The sequence below is a fragment of the Modestobacter sp. Leaf380 genome (genome assembly GCF_001424485.1).
Classification (GTDB): domain Bacteria; phylum Actinomycetota; class Actinomycetes; order Mycobacteriales; family Geodermatophilaceae; genus Klenkia.
The window spans coordinates 107903-124256 of record NZ_LMQC01000019.1 but is presented as its reverse complement, the minus strand read 5'-3'; the positions used below and the strand labels follow the sequence as shown (position 1 = coordinate 124256).

The 16354-nt window shown below is 73.0% G+C and carries 12 protein-coding genes; 10 read left to right on the top strand and 2 right to left on the bottom strand.

Going from position 1 to position 16354, the window contains the following annotated elements:
- Positions 1-67 precede the first annotated feature (67 nt).
- The gene (locus ASG41_RS13025) at positions 68-373 is read left to right on the top strand and encodes a hypothetical protein (RefSeq protein ID WP_056295376.1); all 306 of its coding nucleotides are present in this window, start codon (positions 68-70) and stop codon (positions 371-373) included.
- Between the two features lie 144 nt (positions 374-517).
- Complete coding sequence (locus tag ASG41_RS13020; protein ID WP_056296518.1) at positions 518-1543, top strand: C40 family peptidase; 1026 nt, start codon at positions 518-520, stop codon at positions 1541-1543.
- Positions 1544-1603: 60 nt separating this feature from the next.
- Here ASG41_RS13020 and ASG41_RS13015 read toward each other — a convergent pair whose 3' ends face one another.
- Positions 1604-2626: an aldo/keto reductase gene (locus ASG41_RS13015; RefSeq protein ID WP_056295374.1), complete on the bottom strand. Its 1023-nt coding sequence runs from the start codon at positions 2624-2626 to the stop codon at positions 1604-1606.
- 117 nt (positions 2627-2743) lie between these two features.
- Here ASG41_RS13015 and ASG41_RS13010 point away from each other — a divergent pair, with 117 nt between their 5' ends.
- From ASG41_RS13010 to ASG41_RS12975, 8 genes are all read left to right on the top strand, one after another.
- The gene (locus ASG41_RS13010) at positions 2744-4879 is read left to right on the top strand and encodes a glycoside hydrolase family 36 protein (protein WP_157519405.1); all 2136 of its coding nucleotides are present in this window, start codon (positions 2744-2746) and stop codon (positions 4877-4879) included.
- Between the two features lie 74 nt (positions 4880-4953).
- Positions 4954-6273, top strand: a complete 1320-nt coding sequence (locus ASG41_RS13005) for an ABC transporter substrate-binding protein (RefSeq protein WP_056295371.1) — start codon at positions 4954-4956, stop codon at positions 6271-6273.
- 140 nt (positions 6274-6413) lie between these two features.
- Positions 6414-7358 carry a carbohydrate ABC transporter permease gene (locus ASG41_RS13000; protein ID WP_082556900.1) on the top strand — a complete coding sequence of 315 codons (945 nt, stop codon included), beginning with the start codon at positions 6414-6416 and terminating at the stop codon, positions 7356-7358.
- Positions 7355-8242 carry a carbohydrate ABC transporter permease gene (locus ASG41_RS12995; RefSeq protein ID WP_200938862.1) on the top strand — a complete coding sequence of 296 codons (888 nt, stop codon included), beginning with the start codon at positions 7355-7357 and terminating at the stop codon, positions 8240-8242. The genes ASG41_RS13000 and ASG41_RS12995 overlap by 4 nt, the downstream gene beginning before the upstream one ends.
- Positions 8243-8316: 74 nt before the next feature.
- A complete protein-coding gene (locus ASG41_RS12990) occupies positions 8317-9351 on the top strand; it encodes a LacI family DNA-binding transcriptional regulator (RefSeq protein WP_056295368.1) in 1035 nt (344 codons plus the stop codon).
- Complete coding sequence (locus ASG41_RS12985; protein WP_056295364.1) at positions 9351-10442, top strand: ABC transporter ATP-binding protein; 1092 nt, start codon at positions 9351-9353, stop codon at positions 10440-10442. The genes ASG41_RS12990 and ASG41_RS12985 overlap by 1 nt, the downstream gene beginning before the upstream one ends.
- A 25-nt stretch (positions 10443-10467) precedes the next feature.
- Positions 10468-10884, top strand: coding sequence for a LacI family DNA-binding transcriptional regulator (locus tag ASG41_RS23645; RefSeq protein ID WP_200938861.1), 417 nt, complete (start codon positions 10468-10470; stop codon positions 10882-10884).
- A 218-nt stretch (positions 10885-11102) separates the two neighbouring features.
- Positions 11103-15050, top strand: coding sequence for a CBM35 domain-containing protein (locus ASG41_RS12975; protein ID WP_200938860.1), 3948 nt, complete (start codon positions 11103-11105; stop codon positions 15048-15050).
- A gap of 57 nt (positions 15051-15107) precedes the next feature.
- On the opposite strand, the gene ASG41_RS12970 is transcribed toward ASG41_RS12975, so the two are convergent.
- Positions 15108-16322: a saccharopine dehydrogenase family protein gene (locus ASG41_RS12970; RefSeq protein WP_056295359.1), complete on the bottom strand. Its 1215-nt coding sequence runs from the start codon at positions 16320-16322 to the stop codon at positions 15108-15110.
- Positions 16323-16354: the final 32 nt, after the last annotated feature.

Here is a 16354-nt window from a genome sequence, read left to right as displayed (position 1 = left end):
GGTCCCAGACTCGGGGCCCGGCAGGAACGAGTCCGTCCAGGACGGGGCGGGGCGAGGGGGCAGCAGCGTGACGCGGAGCCAGAAGCCGTCGGTCTTCCAACTGGGCGAGGTCCGGGAGGACGGGGACGCCACCGTCGTCGCCGGCTGGGGGCTGGGCATGTGTGCCTCCCAGTGCACGTGCCACCGCGACCCCGCCGACGGCCAGCTCCGCATCAGGGAGGACGGGGCCGGGGGCACCCTCGGGCTGCGCAGCTTCGCCGACGGCGGGGAGTGCGACTGCTGCGAGCCGTGGACGTCGGCCGAGCTCCTCGCCGTGCTCCGGGACACCGCCGCCGTCGCCGCCCTGGAGTGCCAGGAGCCGGCCGCCGGCTGATCCGCGAGCCCGACGCGCCGGTCGACACGTCGATCGTGCCCCGCGTGGCGAGCACACGCTGAGCCAACTCGTCGTTACCGTCCGTCGAGACGCGCTCGGAGATCCACCCCTTCCCCGGTGGACGGCGCACCGTTGGAGGCCCTCGTGACCTGGACGACCCGACGCAGCACCCGCGTCGCCGCGCTCGCCGTGGCGGCCGGCTTCGCCGTGGCCCTGGTGCCCGGGACCGCCACGGCGGCCCCCGACACCCCGGCCGAGGCCGCTGCCGCCGTGGCCGCCGCCGCCCAGCAGGTCGAGGCACTGGGCGAGCAGGTCAACGACGCCCAGCTGGCCGCCGACACCCAGCTGGCCACCGCCGCGCAGGCCGACGCCCTCGCCGACGCCGCGGACGCCGCCGTCGCCCGGCTCGCCCCGCGGGTGCACGCCATCGTCACCACCGGCTACATGGGCGGCACCCCCTCGGGCCTCGAGGCGATGCTGACCAGCACGTCCGCCGAGGACCTGGTGACCCGGCTGGCCACGCTGGAGCAGCTGACCCGCAGCACCAACGCCACCGTCGGGGAGCTCACCGCCGCCCAGGCCGAGGCCGCCGCCGCCCGGTCCGCCGCCGACGAGGCCGCCGCGACCGCCACCGCGGCACTGACCGCCGTCCAGGCGCAGCAGGCCGAGCTGGAGACCCAGCTCGCCGGCTACGAGGCCGACTTCGCCCGGCTCACCGCCACCGCGCAGGCCACCGTCTTCCGCACCGTCGTGGGCCCGGCGGTGTCCGAGGACGCCACCGCGGCCGCCGCGGAGGCAGCCCCGGCCGCTGCGCCGACCGAGGCCGCCGCCATCGCCGTGCAGACCGCTCTCGCCCAGGTCGGCAAGCCCTACGTCGTCGGCGCCGCCGGCCCCGACGGCTTCGACTGCTCCGGCCTGACCCAGTACGCCTACGCCGCGGCCGGCGTCTCCCTGCCGCACTCCAGCCGCACCCAGTCCGGCATGGGCCCCGCCGTCTCCCGCGGTGACCTACAGCCCGGTGACCTGGTGTTCTTCTACAGCCCGGTCAGCCACGTCGGCATGTACATCGGCAACGGCCAGATGGTGCACGCCAGCGTCTCCGGCCGCCCGGTCGCCGTCACCAGCGTGGACAAGCCCGGCTACGCCGGCGCGCGCCGCCCCACCGCCTGACCTCTCCGGGCTGCGCCCCCGTGCCCTGTCGGGGCCCGGGGGCGCAGTCGTGTCCGGGGCTCAGATCGAGCGGGCCCGCTGCTCCTCGCCGAACGCCCCGTAGGGGTAGTCGGCCGGAGCGGGGTCGCTGGCCCGGTCGAGGACGGCGGTCTCCTCCACTGCCAGCACCAGGTCGGCGGCGGGGAGGTTGGCCCGCAGCTGCGCGAGGTCCCGGGCGCCCAGGAGCACCGAACTGACCTGGGGACGGGCCAGCAGCCAGGCGATGGCCACCTCGCCGGGGGTGCAGCCACGGGAGTCGGCGACGGAGACGACGGCGTCGACCACGTCCCAGGTCCGCTCCCGGCTGCTGCGCCGGGCCCAGTGCTCGACCCCGCGGGCCGGGTCCTCCCCGAGCCGCGTCGCCCCGGTCGGCTGCTCGTCCCGGCGGTACTTGCCGGTCAGCCAGCCGCCGCCGAGCGGGCCCCAGGGCAGCAGCCCCAGCCCGGTGGAGACGCAGGCGGGCACGATCTCCCACTCCACCTCGCGGACCAGCAGGTTGTACTGCGGCTGCAGCGTCACCGGCACGGTCAGACCCCGGTGGACGGCGAGGTCGACGGTCTTCTGCACCTGCCAGCCGGTGTGGTTCGACAGCCCGACGTAGGAGACCTTGCCGCTGCGCACGGCGTCGTCGAGGAAGGACAGCGTCTCCTCTAGCGGGGTGGCCGGATCGAAGCCGTGCACCTGGTAGAGGTCCACGTGCTCGACCCCCAGGCGGCGGAGGGAGTCCTCCAGGGCGCGGCGCAGGTGTCGCCGGGACAGGCCCACGTCGTTGGCACCCTCGCCCATCGGGAACCTGCCCTTGGTGGCCAGCACCACCTCGGCGGTGACGTCGGCGGGTCGGGTCCGCAACCACCGGCCGATGATCTCCTCGGACACCCCGGCGCCGTAGACGTCGGCGGTGTCGACGAGTGTGCCGCCCGCGCACACGAACTCGTCCAGCAGGGCGTGCGAGGTGTCCTCGTCGGCCTCCGCCCCGAAGGTCATGGTGCCCAGCGCCAGGGCCGAGACCGCACATCCGCTGCGCCCGAGGGCTCGTGTCTGCATGCCCGGCATCATGCACGTGGTGCAAGCGGTTTCACCAGCGGACCCGGAGGCGGGACACGTGTCAGCCACCGCGGAGAAAGCGCTTGCAAAGCTCCTTGAAATCGGTATCTTGTGCTCGTGACCGCAATCACAGACCGTGCGAGCAGCACCGACCAGCAGGCACCTGTGCTGGTCTGGGGCTCGTCCGAGCTGACGCTGACCCTCGACCGACCCATCGACGGACCCGTGTCGCTGGCCGCCGTGCGCACCCCCGACCACGACGTCCGGTTCGCCCACCGTGTCCCGGTGGTCGAGCTGCTGGCGGTCGGGGGTGGGCACGCACCGGCGTCGCCCCGGCTGGACCACACGACCCTGGGCGGCCGGCTCCGGTACACCGGTCACGAGCTGGTCGACGACGGGCTGGTCGTGGACCAGGAGACCCCGGACGGCGCGCTCCGCGCCCGGTTGAGCCTGCAGGCCCACGAGGGGGTGGCCGCCTTCCGCGCCACCGTCACCGTCACCAACACCTCCGACCGGCCCCTCGTGCTGCAGGCGGTCCCCTCCTGGTCGATGTCGCTGGGCGTCCCGGCCGGCTCGACCGGTGACCTCCCCGCGGAGTGGCAGCTGGTCTCCGGGCGCAGTGACTGGCTCGCCGAGAACCGCTGGAGCACCCGGTCGCTGCGGGCCGATCTGTTCCCCGAGCTGGCCGAGGAGCTGACCGGTCACGACCCGAGGGACGCCCACACGGCCAGCTCGACTGGCACCTGGTCCACCTCGGGTCCGCTCCCCGTGGGGCTGCTGGTCTCCGAGCCGTGGGACCTGGCCTGGGCCTGGCAGGTGGAGCACAACGGCCCCTGGGCCACCGAGGTCGCCGAGGACACGGCCGGGTGGACGCTGACCCTGTCCGGACCGACCGAGCGCCTCGCCGGGTGGACCTGCGTGCTGGCGCCCGGCGCCTCGTTCACCTCGGTGCCGGCCACCGTGGCCGTCGGGGCGGGGCTGCCCGGGGCTGCTGCGGCACTCACCGCCCACCGCCGGGCCGCCCGCCGCGAGCACGCGGACAACACCGCGATGCCCGTGGTCTTCAACGACTACATGAACACCCTCGACGGCGACCCGACGACGGACAAGCTGCTCCCGCTCGTCGACGCCGCGGCGGCGGTGGGTGCCGAGGTCTTCTGCATCGACGCCGGCTGGTACGACGACAGCGGGCACTGGTGGGACTCCGTCGGTGAGTGGCTGCCCTCCACCACCCGCTTCCCCGGCGGACTGGGCGAGGTCGTCGAGCACATCCGCGCAGCCGGCATGGTGCCGGGCCTGTGGCTGGAGCCCGAGGTCGTCGGGGTCGCCAGCCCGCTGGCCGGCCGGTTGCCCGACGAGGCGTTCCTGCTCCGGCACGGTCAGCGCGTGGTCGAGCACGACCGGTACCACCTGGACCTGCGGCACCCGGCTGCCGTCGCGCACCTGGACGCCGTCGTCGACCGGCTGGTCGCCGAGTTCGGGGTCGGCTTCTTCAAGCTCGACTACAACATCGACCCCGGCGCGGGGACCGACCACGACAGCGACAGCCTCGGCGACGGGCTGCTCGGCCACAGCCGCGCCGTGCTGGCCTGGCTCGACGGTGTCCTGGACCGGCACCCGACCCTGGTGCTGGAGAGCTGCTCCTCGGGCGCCATGCGCGCCGACGCCGCCATCCTGTCCCGCAGCGCGATGCAGTCCAGCTCCGACCAGCAGGACCCGTGGAAGTACCCGCCGATCGCAGCCAGCACCCCGCTGTCCGTGCTGCCCGAGCAGGTCGCCAACTGGGCCTACCCGCAGCCGGGCATGAGCCCCGAGCAGGTGGCCTTCTGCCTGGTCACCGGGCTGCTCGGCCGGTTCTACCTGTCCGGCTACCTGAACCGGATGGCCCCGTCGGAGCTGGCACTGGTCGTGGAGGCGGTGGAGGTCGCGAAGGTCCTGCGGCACCGCATCCGGACGTCGTCCCCGGTGTGGCCGACCGGCCTGCCCGGGTGGACCGACCCCACGCTGTCGCTGGGCCTGCGCACCGCCGAGGGCGACCTCGTGGCCGTCTGGCAGCGCGGCGAGGCGGCCACCCCGGTGCACCTGCACCTCCCGCACCTGGCCGGACGCGAGGTCGACGTCACCGTCGCCTTCCCGGCCGGTCTCCCGTCCTGGGACACCTCCTGGGACCACACCGCCGGCGTGCTCACCGTGCACGCGCCCGCACCCGGGGTCGGCGCCCGGGTCTTCGACGTCGTCCCGAGGCCGTCGTGAGCCCACGACCCCACCGGCACGATCGTCCGGACCACCGTTGGTCCGGACGTCCCCTGTACGAGAGAGGCACACCCATGTCCAAGGCCCTGCGAGGCATGGCGGTCACCGTCGTGGCCGCGTCCATGGCGCTCACCGGCTGCAGCGACCCTGGTACCGGCGGCGGTGACGGGTCGGGGGAGGCCGCGTCCTGGCCCGCCCAGGACAGCGACCTGTCCGGCACCACGCTCACCATCTGGGCGGCGCAGAACTCCACCTCGGTGCCCGACTCGGTCATCGCCGGGTTCGAGCAGCTCACCGGCGCCGAGGTCGAGGTCGAGACCATCGCCGACCCCTACGAGCAGGGTGTGCAGACCCGGGTGGCCACCGGTGACATGCCGGACCTGGCCTTCTGGCAGCCGACTGCGTCCCAGCTCACCGCGCTCAACGCCAGTGAGAACCTGCAGTCCCTCGACGGTGCGCCGTGGCTGGACGGCTACGACCCGGACCTGCGCGACATCACCGGGATCCTGGACGACACCCGGTACGCGGCGCTGGTCTCGATGCCCTCCGTGGAGGGCGTCTACTACAACAAGAGCGTCTTCGAGACCGCCGGTGTCACCGACCTGCCCACCGACTGGGACTCCTTCCTGGCGCTGGGCCGGCAGCTCGACAGCCAGGGCGTCACGCCGTTCTTCGAGATGGGCGGGGACCGCTGGGCCACCCAGTGGTGGGTCCAGGTGCAGCTCGCCGACGCAGCGCAGGACGGGCTCTGGGACCGGGTGAACGCCAACGAGGAGTCCTTCACCGACCCGACCATCCAGGGCGCGATCGACGGCTACGACGCCCTCATCCAGGAGGGGCTGTTCAACGAGGACATCGCCACCGCCACCTTCGAGGACCAGGGCGCCGCCCTGCTCGCCGGTGACGCCGCGATGGTCGTGCAGGTCAACAGCTTCTTCAACCAGCTGCAGGAGCTCAGCGACACCGAGACCCTGAACTCCGACATCGGGTTCTTCCCGATCTCGCCCTCGGGCAACACCGCCACCTACATCCCGGACCAGACCAACGCCCTGGTCGCCTTCAACACCGGCGACGACGACCAGGAGGCCGCGGCGCGTCAGCTGCTGTCCTACTGGCTGGGCGACGGGTACCAGGACTTCGTCGACGACCAGTCGACGGTCTCCCTGATGCCCGACGTGACGACGCCGGACACCGTGCCGGACGCCCTGCAGGCCGCGGCCGACTCCGTGTCCGGCTCGGTGGGCTCCATGCAGGCCCTGGCGATCGCCAACCCGGACCTGTACATCTACCTCGCCGACATGATCGCCGGCACGAAGACCCCGGCCGAGGTCGCCGAGGCCACGCAGGCGCAGTTCGCCGAGCTGGCCCGCGCCCAGGGAGCCGACGGCTTCTGACCCACGGTGCCGGGGCGGGCGCACCGCCCGCCCCGGCACCACCGGTCCGCGTCCCGGACCGGTCCACCACCAGCTCGACCCACGACGAGGTGGGGGACCCGCCACGGGTCGCCCCTCCCGACTCCGACGAGGGACTCGCGATGACCATGACCGACCTGCGGGAACGCCCGAGACTGGACGGCGGCGACCAGCCACCCGCGGCCCCCCGGGGCAAGCGACGACGACGCAGCGACCACCCGCTGTGGTTCCTGGCCCCCGCCCTCGTGGTCGTCTTCGTCTTCTTCTTCCTGCCCACCCTGTCGAACTTCTTCTACGCGCTGACCGACTGGTCCAGCTTCAAGTCCGAGATCTCCTTCGTCGGCACCGACAACCTCACGGCGCTCTTCGACAACGGCACCCTGCTCGACGCCCTGCGGGTGACCGTCGTCTACGCGGTGCTGGTCGCGGTCTTCCAGAACCTCTTCGGCCTGGTCCTGGCCCTGCTGCTGGAGCGGGACAACCGGCTCAACCGGGTCTGCCGGGTGCTGTTCTTCATCCCGGTGATCATGTCCGCGCTCGCCGTGGGCTACGTCTTCCAGGCGCTGCTGAAGCCCGACGGCGGCCTCAACCAGGCCCTGGGGTTCCTCTCCGGTACCGAGGTCCAGATCGCCTGGCTGGGCAACACGACCTGGACCATCGTCGTCGTCGCGCTCATCCACGCCTGGAAGTGGATGGGCCTGTCGATGCTCATCTACCTCGCCGGTCTCAAGACCATCAACGAGGACGTGCTGGAAGCCGCCCGCCTCGACGGCGCCACCTGGTGGGACACCTTCCGCCGGATCCGCTTCCCCCTGCTGGCCCCGGCGGTCACCTTCAACTTCGCCACCGCCCTGCTCGGGTCCATGAACGGCTTCGACGTCGTCCAGGCCACCACCGAGGGCGGGCCCGGCGGCACGACCGAGCTGCTCAACATCTTCATCTTCCGGACCTTCGGGCAGGGGCTGTTCGCCCAGGCCACGACCATGAGCCTGGTCCTGTTCGTGACCGTCACGCTCATGGCCGTCCCGGTCATCTGGTACCTGCGCAAGCGTGAGGACGTGCTGTGACGATCGCCGCTGCCCCCGTCCCGGCCGACCTGCGGGCCCCCACCCGGCAGCCGGCGTCCCGGCGCCGCCGCGGACGCGGTGCGCTGCAGCCGGTCGTCGCGGTGCTGGCGACCCTGGCGCTGCTGGGGGTGCCGTTCTGGCTGGTGGTGTCCACCGCCAGCAAGAGCCAGGCCGAGGCCTTCGACCCCGACCTGTCCCCGCCGGGCAGCTGGCAGCTGCTCACCAACGTGCGGGAGGTGGTCACCGACGGCGACATGGTCCGAGCGTTCTTCGGCAGCGTCCTGGTCGTCGCGCCCTCGGTCTTCCTGGTCCTGGTGCTGGGGTCCATGGCCTCCTGGGTGCTGGCCCGCCGCGGCGGCCGCGGCATGGCCGTGGTCTACGCGCTGATGATCAGCGGCATCGTGCTGCCGCCCGCCGTGGTCACGATCGTGTTGCTGCTGCGTCAGCTCGGCCTGGCCGGCACGCCCACCGGGATGGTCGGGGTCTACACCGGGATGTACCTGTCCACGGTCGTGTTCTTCGTGACCGGCTTCATCCGCACGGTCCCGCACGAGCTGGAGGAGGCCGCCCGCGTCGACGGGGCCGGCCCGGTCCGGGTGTTCTTCACGGTCATCCTGCCGCTGCTCACCCCGGTGCTCTCGACCGCGACGATCCTGATCGTGCTCTACATCTGGAACGACGTGTTCTACGCGTTGTTCGTGCTGGGCGGGCAGCTGGACACGTTGCCGCTGAACCTGTTCCGGGTGGCCAGTGCCGGGCTGTACCTGCAGAACTGGCACCTGATCTTCGCCTACGTGATCGTGATGAGCCTGCCGCTGCTGCTCACCTTCGTCATCGCCCAGCGGAAGATCATCTCGGGCATCACCGGGGGTGCGGTGAAGTGACCCTCACGCACGCCCCCACCAGTGCGCCGCATCCAGCACCCGCGGGTGCCGGGGAGCCCGGCACCATGACCCCCATGGCCCCTCCTGTCCGACGTCAGCGGCCGGCTGTCATGGCCGACGTCGCCAAGCTCGCCGGCGTCTCCGTGCCCACCGTCTCCCGGGTGCTCAACGGGTCCGCCGTGGTCCGTCCGGACAAGCGCGACCGGGTGCTCGACGCCATCGCCGAGCTGAACTTCCGCCCCAGCGCCACGGCCCGGGCGCTGTCGCTGCGGCAGACCCGCAACATCGCGCTGCTGGCCGGCAACACCTCGCACTACGGCTACGCCGAGACCATCCGCGGGGTGGAGGAAGCCGCCCGCGCCGCGGGCTACACGGTGTCCATCACCGTCGCCGAGACCACCGACGACGCCGAGGTCGACCGCGCCATCGACCTGGTGCTCGGCCAGACCGCGGCGGGCATCGTGCTGCTGAAGTTCGACCCGGCCGGGGTGGCCCTGCGTGAGCGCATCCCGGCCGACGTGCCCCTCGTCGTCGCCGGTGGGGCGCCGGGCAGCGACGCACCCCAGGCCGTCCTCGACGAGTACAGCGCGGCGGTCGAGCTCATCGAGCACCTGCTGTCCCTGGGGCACCGGACCGTGCACCACGTCCGCATCCCGCCCTCGCGCGACGAGGACGGGCGCACCACCGGGTGGCGCCGGGCGCTGGCCGACGCCGGTGCCCCGGTCCCCCCACTGTGGGACGCCGACTGGTCGGCGGCCACCGGCCGCACCATCGGCCGCGCGCTGGCCGAGGACCACGAGGTGACCGCGGTCTTCGCCGGCAACGACGAGATCGCCATGGGCGTGGTCCGCGGCCTCACCGACGCCGGCCGCCGGGTGCCCGAGGACGTCAGCGTCGTCGGCTTCGACGACCACCCGCTGGCCGAGCTCTGGTCGCCCAGCCTCACCACCGTGGCCCAGGACTTCGCGGCCCTGGGCAGGCGGGCCTTCGGCCTGCTGCTGGCGTTGCTCTCCGACGAGGACGTGCCCGCCTTCTCCGCCGACCGACCCCTGCTGGTCCTCCGGGACAGCACCGCACCCCCACCCCCGACCGCACCGGAGAGCCACTGATGTCCACCGTCGAGTACGTCAAGGCCTCCCGGCTCTACCCGGGCAACCCGGTCCCCGCGGTCGACGAGCTGTCCCTGGAGATCGCCGACGGGGAGTTCCTGGTGCTGGTCGGTCCGTCGGGGTCGGGCAAGTCCACCGCGCTGCGGATGCTGGCCGGGCTCGAGGAGGTGACCTCGGGGGAGATCCGGATCGACGGGGTCGACGTCTCCGACGCCTCGCCCAAGGACCGTGACATCGCGATGGTGTTCCAGTCCTACGCCCTGTACCCGCACATGACGGTGGGGGAGAACATGGGCTTCGCGCTGCGGCTGGCCGGGGTCGGCAAGGCCGACATCGCCACCCGGGTGGCCCGGGCCGCGGCGATGCTGGACCTCACCGGCCACCTGGACCGCAAGCCCAAGGCGCTGTCGGGCGGCCAGCGGCAGCGGGTGGCCATGGGCCGGGCGATCGTGCGCTCGCCGCGGGTGTTCCTGATGGACGAGCCGCTGTCGAACCTGGACGCCAAGCTGCGGGTGCAGACCCGCACCGAGATCGCCTCGCTGCAGCGGGAGCTGGGCACCACCACCGTCTACGTCACCCACGACCAGACCGAGGCGATGACGATGGGCGACCGGGTCGCCGTCCTGAAGGACGGGGTGCTGCAGCAGGTCGCCACCCCTCGGGAGCTCTACGACCGGCCGGTGAACGTGTTCGTCGCGGGCTTCATCGGCTCCCCGGCGATGAACGTGCTGCCGGTGACGCTGACGGCGGAGGGGGTGCAACTGGGTGACCTCACGGTCCCGGTCGGCCCGGCGGCCCGCGGCGCCCTGGGGTCGGGGGAGGGCGCCCAGCTCGGGGTGCGTCCCGAGGCCCTGCACCTGACCGGCGACGGGACCGGCCTGCGGCTCGACGTCGCCGTCGTGGAGGAGCTGGGCGCCGACGCCTACCTGCACGGCTCCCTCGGGGCCGGCGACGGCCGTCGCCCCCTGGTGGTGCGGGTCGACGGGCGCACCCCGCCGCGGGCCGGCAGCACCGTGCACGTGGGTCTGCGGCCCGACGAGGTGCACCTGTTCCGGGGAGGCGACGGTGCCCGCGTCGACGCTGCGGGCTGACCCGCCCGCGCTCGACCGTGCTCGGGTGGCGCCGGACCACCCGACCACGGTCGAGGACGTCGCCCGGATGGCCGGGGTGAGCCGGCAGACGGTGTCCCGCGTGCTCAACGAGCACCCCCACGTCGCCGTGGCCACCCGGGCCCGGGTGCAGGCGGCCATGACGGTGTTGGACTGGGCGCCCGACCCGGCGGCGCAGGCGCTGGGTCGTCGCAACTCCCCGCGACCGGACCTGCCCTGCGAGGTGCCGGGGGACCCGGGGTGCAGTGCCCCGCCGTCGCGCACCCCGGTGGTGGCGGCCGGCTCGGTCCCCGCCGGCGTCGCGGCGGCGCTGTACGCGGCGGGGTTCAGGCTCCGCGAGGTCCCGGCGAGCACCTCGCCGGAGGTGTTGGCCCACCTGCTGGCCCAGGACCAGGGCCCCGGCGTGGTCGTCGTCCTCGTCTGACCGCTCTCCCCGCGACCCCCTCCCGCATGCGGGAGGGGGTTGCTGGCGTGTTCCGGTACCTCGACGCATCAGCCCAGGTCAGCGACGCGTCAGGGCTTGACACCGCTTTCTGTAAGCGGTTACACAGAGCGGGACATGCGAGACCCGGCTCACACCGGGCCCTACGTCCAGGAGCGACGACGCCCATGACGAAGAGATCCCTCCCCACCCTGGCCGCCTTGACGGCCAGCCTCGTGATCGGCGGGACGCTCGCCGTCCCACCCCCGACGGCGGCGGCCGCGACCAGCGAGACCCTCGCGGTCGACTTCGACCAGGACACCGGGGAGTTCCGCGGCGGGGCCAGCGGCACCCTGTACGGCTTCGGGGACACCGGCGCACCCACCCGGGCCCTGGTCAACGGCGCCCACGTCACCAACACCTCGCAGAAGCCGCCGTTCGGCACCCAGCACCCCAGCGGCGACATCTTCGACGTGCAGGGCGACTTCTACGCCAAGCACGGCCAGGACATGTACGTCTACATGCAGGACTACTACCCGGACTGGGCCTACAACGGCGGGCGCCGCCCGGGCGACGACCGCAGCTACGACCTGGCCACCGGCGAGTACGCGAACCAGCCCAACGGCACCTGGGACTACCTGGAGGTCGTGCGGATCGTCGCCACGGAGCTCGCCAGCGACCCCGACCGTGCCTCGGACTACGTGCTGATCCCCTTCAACGAGCCCGACGGTGGCAACTGGTACGGCGACCGAGGGGTCTTCGACCAGTTCTTCCTCGGCGACTGGGACGCCGTCCACGCCGTCATCAGCGAGGTCTACACCGCAGCCGGCAAGCCCGTCCCGCGCATCGGTGGTCCCGGCGACGCCTCTTGGCAGCGCGAGCGCACCGACGTCTTCATGACCCATGCGCAGCAGGCGGGCAACCTGCCCGAGATCGCGATCTGGCACGAGCTGGGCATCGACAACCTGGCCACGTTCCCGGCCCACCTGGCCGAGTACCGCGCCATCGAGGACCGGCTGGGCATCGCCGACCTCCCGGTCAACATCACCGAGTACGGCCTGCTCCGCGACATGAGCGTGCCCGGGCAGCTGATCCAGTGGTTCTCGATGTTCGAGGACGCCAAGGTCGACGCCCAGACCGCGTACTGGAACTACGCCGGCAACCTGTCGGACAACACCGCGCGGGCCAACGGTGCGAACGCCGGCTGGTGGCTGTTCAAGTGGTACGGCGACCTCGAGGGCAGCCGGACCGTGGCGGTCACCCCGCCGCAGCCCGACGTCCCCGACACCCTGCAGGGCATCGGGGCCGTCGACACCTCCGACCGTCGGGCCACCGTGCTCTACGGGGGGTCCGCGGCCGACCAGGTCCAGGTGGCCATGACCGACCTGGACCCCGCCGTCTTCGGCGGCGCCGTGGACGTCGAGGTCCGGGAGGCCCCGCTGTCCGGGGCCGAGGGTCTCTCCGCCACCCCGCGGGTCGTGCAGGCGGCCCAGGACGTCGCCCTGTCCGACGGCGACCTCACCCTGACGGTGTCGAACCTGGACCGGTACGCCGGCTACCAGGTCGTCGTGACCCCGGCCGGGGACTCCACCGTCGGTGCCGAGCAGGCCTGGTCGGCCGCCGTCGAGGCGGAGGACACCCGGCTCAGCGGCGCGCAGGTCTACACCCAGAGCCCCACGGCCAACGGTGGCTGGAACTTCCTCGCCTCCGGCGGCCGGGACGTCGGTTCGTTCAACAACGCGGGCTCGCGGGCCGACTGGACCGTCGAGGTCCCCCGCGACGGCACGTACCGGTTCCAGGTCGTCGGGGCCACTCCCGGCCGACCCGGGCAGCACGCGCTGTTCGTCGACGGAGCTGCCGCCGGCACGGTGCAGTACGCCGCGAACCTCGCACTCAACGACACCAGCCGGTGGAAGTACCGGGGGTCCACCGAGATGGAGGTCGAGCTGACCGCGGGGTCGCACACGCTGTCCGTGCGCGCCAGCGCCGACGGCACGACGGTGCTGCCCAACGCCGACATCACCCTCGACCGGTTCCTGCTCACCGACGTCACCGACGGCGAGCGGACGGTCCACCCCGCCAGCACGCTGCGCTTCTACGACGGGGCCGGGCTGGACTGGACCACCCCGGACGCCCGCGGGTTCGCCTCCATCAGCGGTGACCAGCGCGCCGACCTGTACGTCAGCGCCTGGGAGGACGGCTACCACGACGTCGTCCTGGACCACGTCACCCAGGGCGCCTCGTCGGTCTCCATCACGGTCAACGGCCGGGCCGTGCCCGCCATGACCACACCGGGCGCCGGTTCCTGGGCGTCGACCGCGCGGGTGTTCCTCTCCGAGGGCATCAACGAGATCGAGGTCCGCTCCGCCGGGGGCACCCTGCTGCAGCAGGTCAGCACCGTCCGCACCCCGGACGCCGATGCGGCGGCCACCCGCATCGAGGCCGAGTCCGGTGTCCTCGCCGGCGGCGCCCGGGTGGGCACCATCGCCGCATCGAGCGGGAGCAACGTCACCGGCGGGGCCTCCGTGGGCTACCTCGGTCGGGGCGCCACCCTGACGATCCCCCGCCAGGCGGGGTTCGCGGCCCCCGGCGACTACGAGGTGGTCGTCTCCTACGCCAACGCCGAGACGATCGGGCAGCACGCCTACAACCCGCAGGTCATCGACCGCAGGCTGCAGGTGACCGAGGCGGGAACGGCCGTGGGTGAGGCGTACTTCCGCTACACCTACGCCTGGAACTCCTTCCAGAACCGGACCATCCCGGTCACCCTCACCACGTCGGACGCACCGCTGGTGTTCGGCAACGCCGGGGCGTTCGCCCCCGACGTCAACGCCGTCACCATCGCCCCGACGGTGCTCGGCACCCCGACCACGGTCTCGACCGCGGACGCGGAGCCCACGCTGAGCACGACGTCCGCGCCGGCGCCGAACGCGGCGGGCTGGGTCGACGGCCCGGTCACCGTCACCGGCACGGCCACCGACGACGCACCCGCGCCGACGGTGGAGTACCGGCTGGACGGCGGGGCGTGGGCCGCCTCGACCACGGGCCTGGTCGTGGGCACCGACGGCCCGCACGTGGTGGGCGTACGGGCGGTCGACTCCGCTGGCCAGTACTCGGCCGTCCAGGACGTGCCGGTCCAGGTGGACGCCACCGACCCGACGTTGACCCTGAGGGTCGACCGGGCGGCCCGCACGGTCACCGCGACCGCCGCGGACGCCACCTCCGGTGTCGCCGCCACCGAGTGGTCGCTGGACGGTGGGACGACGTGGTCGCCCTACACCGCCCCGGTGACCGTGGGTGCCGCCCGGACCGACGTCGTCGTCCGCACCGTGGACGTCGCCGGGAACTCGGCTCGACAGCAGTCCACCGTGGAGGCCGCCGTGGCGGGGGCCACCGCGTCCCTGTCCTCGGCCGACGAGCCGGTGGCCGGCTGGTACGGCGGGTCCGTCCTGGTCACGCTGACCAAGCCAGCCGGTCCGGCGTCGGCCGTCCAGTACCGGGTCGACGGCGGCAGCTGGCGGACCTACAGCCGGCCGTTCACGGTCAGCGCCAACGGCGCGCACACGGTGGACCACCGACTGCTGCGCTCCTCCGTGGTCGTCGCCGGGTCCGAGGGGCAGGTGTCGGTCTCGGTCGACACCGCGCGTCCGACCGTCTCGGTGGCGGCGCTACCCAGCGCATCGGGGACCCCGCGCAACCCGGTCCGGCTCACCTTCGCCGGCACCGACGCGCACTCCGGTCTGGCGGGGATCGAGTACCGGGTGGGGAACGGCGCGTGGACCGCTGCCCCGGCCGACGGCGTCCGGTTCGACACCGTCGGCAGCTCGCTGGTCAGCTACCGCTCGGCCGACGTCGCCGGGAACGTCAGCACCGTCCGGTCGCTGACGGTGGCCATCACCGCCGACGTCACGCCCAGCGTCCGGGCGCTGTCGTCCCGGGTCGCGGCGGGTGGGTACCTGACGGTGGCCGTCGCCGGCTTCGACCGGTGGGACCTGACCACGCTCTCCCTCGGACCGGCGCAGGTGTCCACCGTGCTCACCGGCGCGGACGGGTCCGCCCGGATCACCTTCCAGGTGCCGGCCGACACGGTGGCCGGGGCCACCACCCTCACCGCCAGGGGCAGTGACGGTGACCCGGTGGCCCAGGGGCGGGTGACGGTCACCCGCTGAGGACACACCGTCGCGGGGGTCAGGAGCCCTGGCCCCCGCGACGGTGCGCCCCGCGCGTCAGCCGCCCTCGCGCATGCCCCACGGGGAGCCGTAGGCGGTCAGCAGCTCCAGGAACGGGGTGCTGTCGAAGGCCTCCGGGCCCAGCACCCCGGCGCCGGACCAGGTGCCGGCCGCCAGCAGCTCCATCGCCACGACCGGGTTCACCGCGGTCTGCCAGACGACGGCCTGGTGGCCGTACTCGCGCATGGACCACTCGTTGTCGACCACGTGGTACAGGTAGACCTGGCGGGGCTCGCCGTCCTGGCCGGTGCCCTTCACCCAGAGCCCGGCGCAGGTCTTGCCGGTCATCACGTCACCGAGGGTGGCCGGGTCGGGCAGCGCGGCCGCGACGACGTCGCGCGGGCTGACCTGGACGCCCTTGACGGTCACCGGGTCGGTCCGGTCCAGGCCCAGCTTGTGCAGGGTCTTGAGGACGTCGATGAACTCCTCGCCCAGGCCGTACTTGAAGGTGACCCGCTTCGCGTCGACCCAGCGCGGCATGAGGAGCACCTCCTCGTGCTCCACGTTGACGCACTCGACCGGTCCGATGCCCTCGGGGAACTCGAACACCTCGGGCTCGCTGAACGGCGGGGTGGTGAAGAACCCGCGCCCCTCCTCGTAGACCACCGGCGGGTTGAGGCACTCCTCGATCGTGGTCCAGATGCTGAAGGAGGGTGCGAAGTCGTAGCCGGCGACCTGCAGGTCCGCGCCGTCCCGCACGCCGAGCTCCTCGATGGCGGAGAACAGGTGGTCGGCGGCGTACCGGGCGAACACGTCGGACAGGCCGGGCTCCACGCCCATCCCCACCAGCGCCAGCTGCCCGGCGGACTCCCACTGCCCGGCCATCTCGAACTGCTCGTCGCCGAGCTTCACGCCGGTCTTGGCGTACGGGTCCTCCGGGTGCGGCCTGGACAGCGACATCGCCATGTCCAGGTAGCCGGCCCCGGCGGCCAGTGCGGCCCGGAACAGCGGCATCACGAAGCGCGGGTCGACGGCGTTCATCAGCACGTCGCAGCGGTGCTCGGCCAGCACGGCCGCGACGGCGGACTCGTCCCCGGCGTCCAGCGACCCCACGGCGGTGAACCGGGCGTCGCCCCCGGCGGCGGCGATCACCTTCTCGGCCCGCGCGCCGTCGTAGTCGGCGACCACCATGGCCTCGAAGAAGTCACGACGGGCGGCGATGGCGGCGATGGCACTGCCGACGCCACCGGCGCCGACCAGCAGGATGCGCATGAGGACCTCTCAGAGGGGACGGTGCTGCGACC

Bases quoted from the DNA above. Each gene is read 5' to 3' on its own strand.
- ASG41_RS13015 (WP_056295374.1), bottom strand. From the start codon at position 2,626: ATGCAGACACGAGCCCTCGGGCGCAGCGGATGTGCGGTCTCGGCCCTG.
- ASG41_RS13005 (WP_056295371.1), top strand. From the start codon at position 4,954: ATGTCCAAGGCCCTGCGAGGCATGGCGGTCACCGTCGTGGCCGCGTCC.
- ASG41_RS13000 (WP_082556900.1), top strand. From the start codon at position 6,414: ATGACCATGACCGACCTGCGGGAACGCCCGAGACTGGACGGCGGCGAC.
- ASG41_RS12990 (WP_056295368.1), top strand. From the start codon at position 8,317: ATGGCCCCTCCTGTCCGACGTCAGCGGCCGGCTGTCATGGCCGACGTC.
- ASG41_RS12985 (WP_056295364.1), top strand. From the start codon at position 9,351: ATGTCCACCGTCGAGTACGTCAAGGCCTCCCGGCTCTACCCGGGCAAC.
- ASG41_RS12970 (WP_056295359.1), bottom strand. From the start codon at position 16,322: ATGCGCATCCTGCTGGTCGGCGCCGGTGGCGTCGGCAGTGCCATCGCC.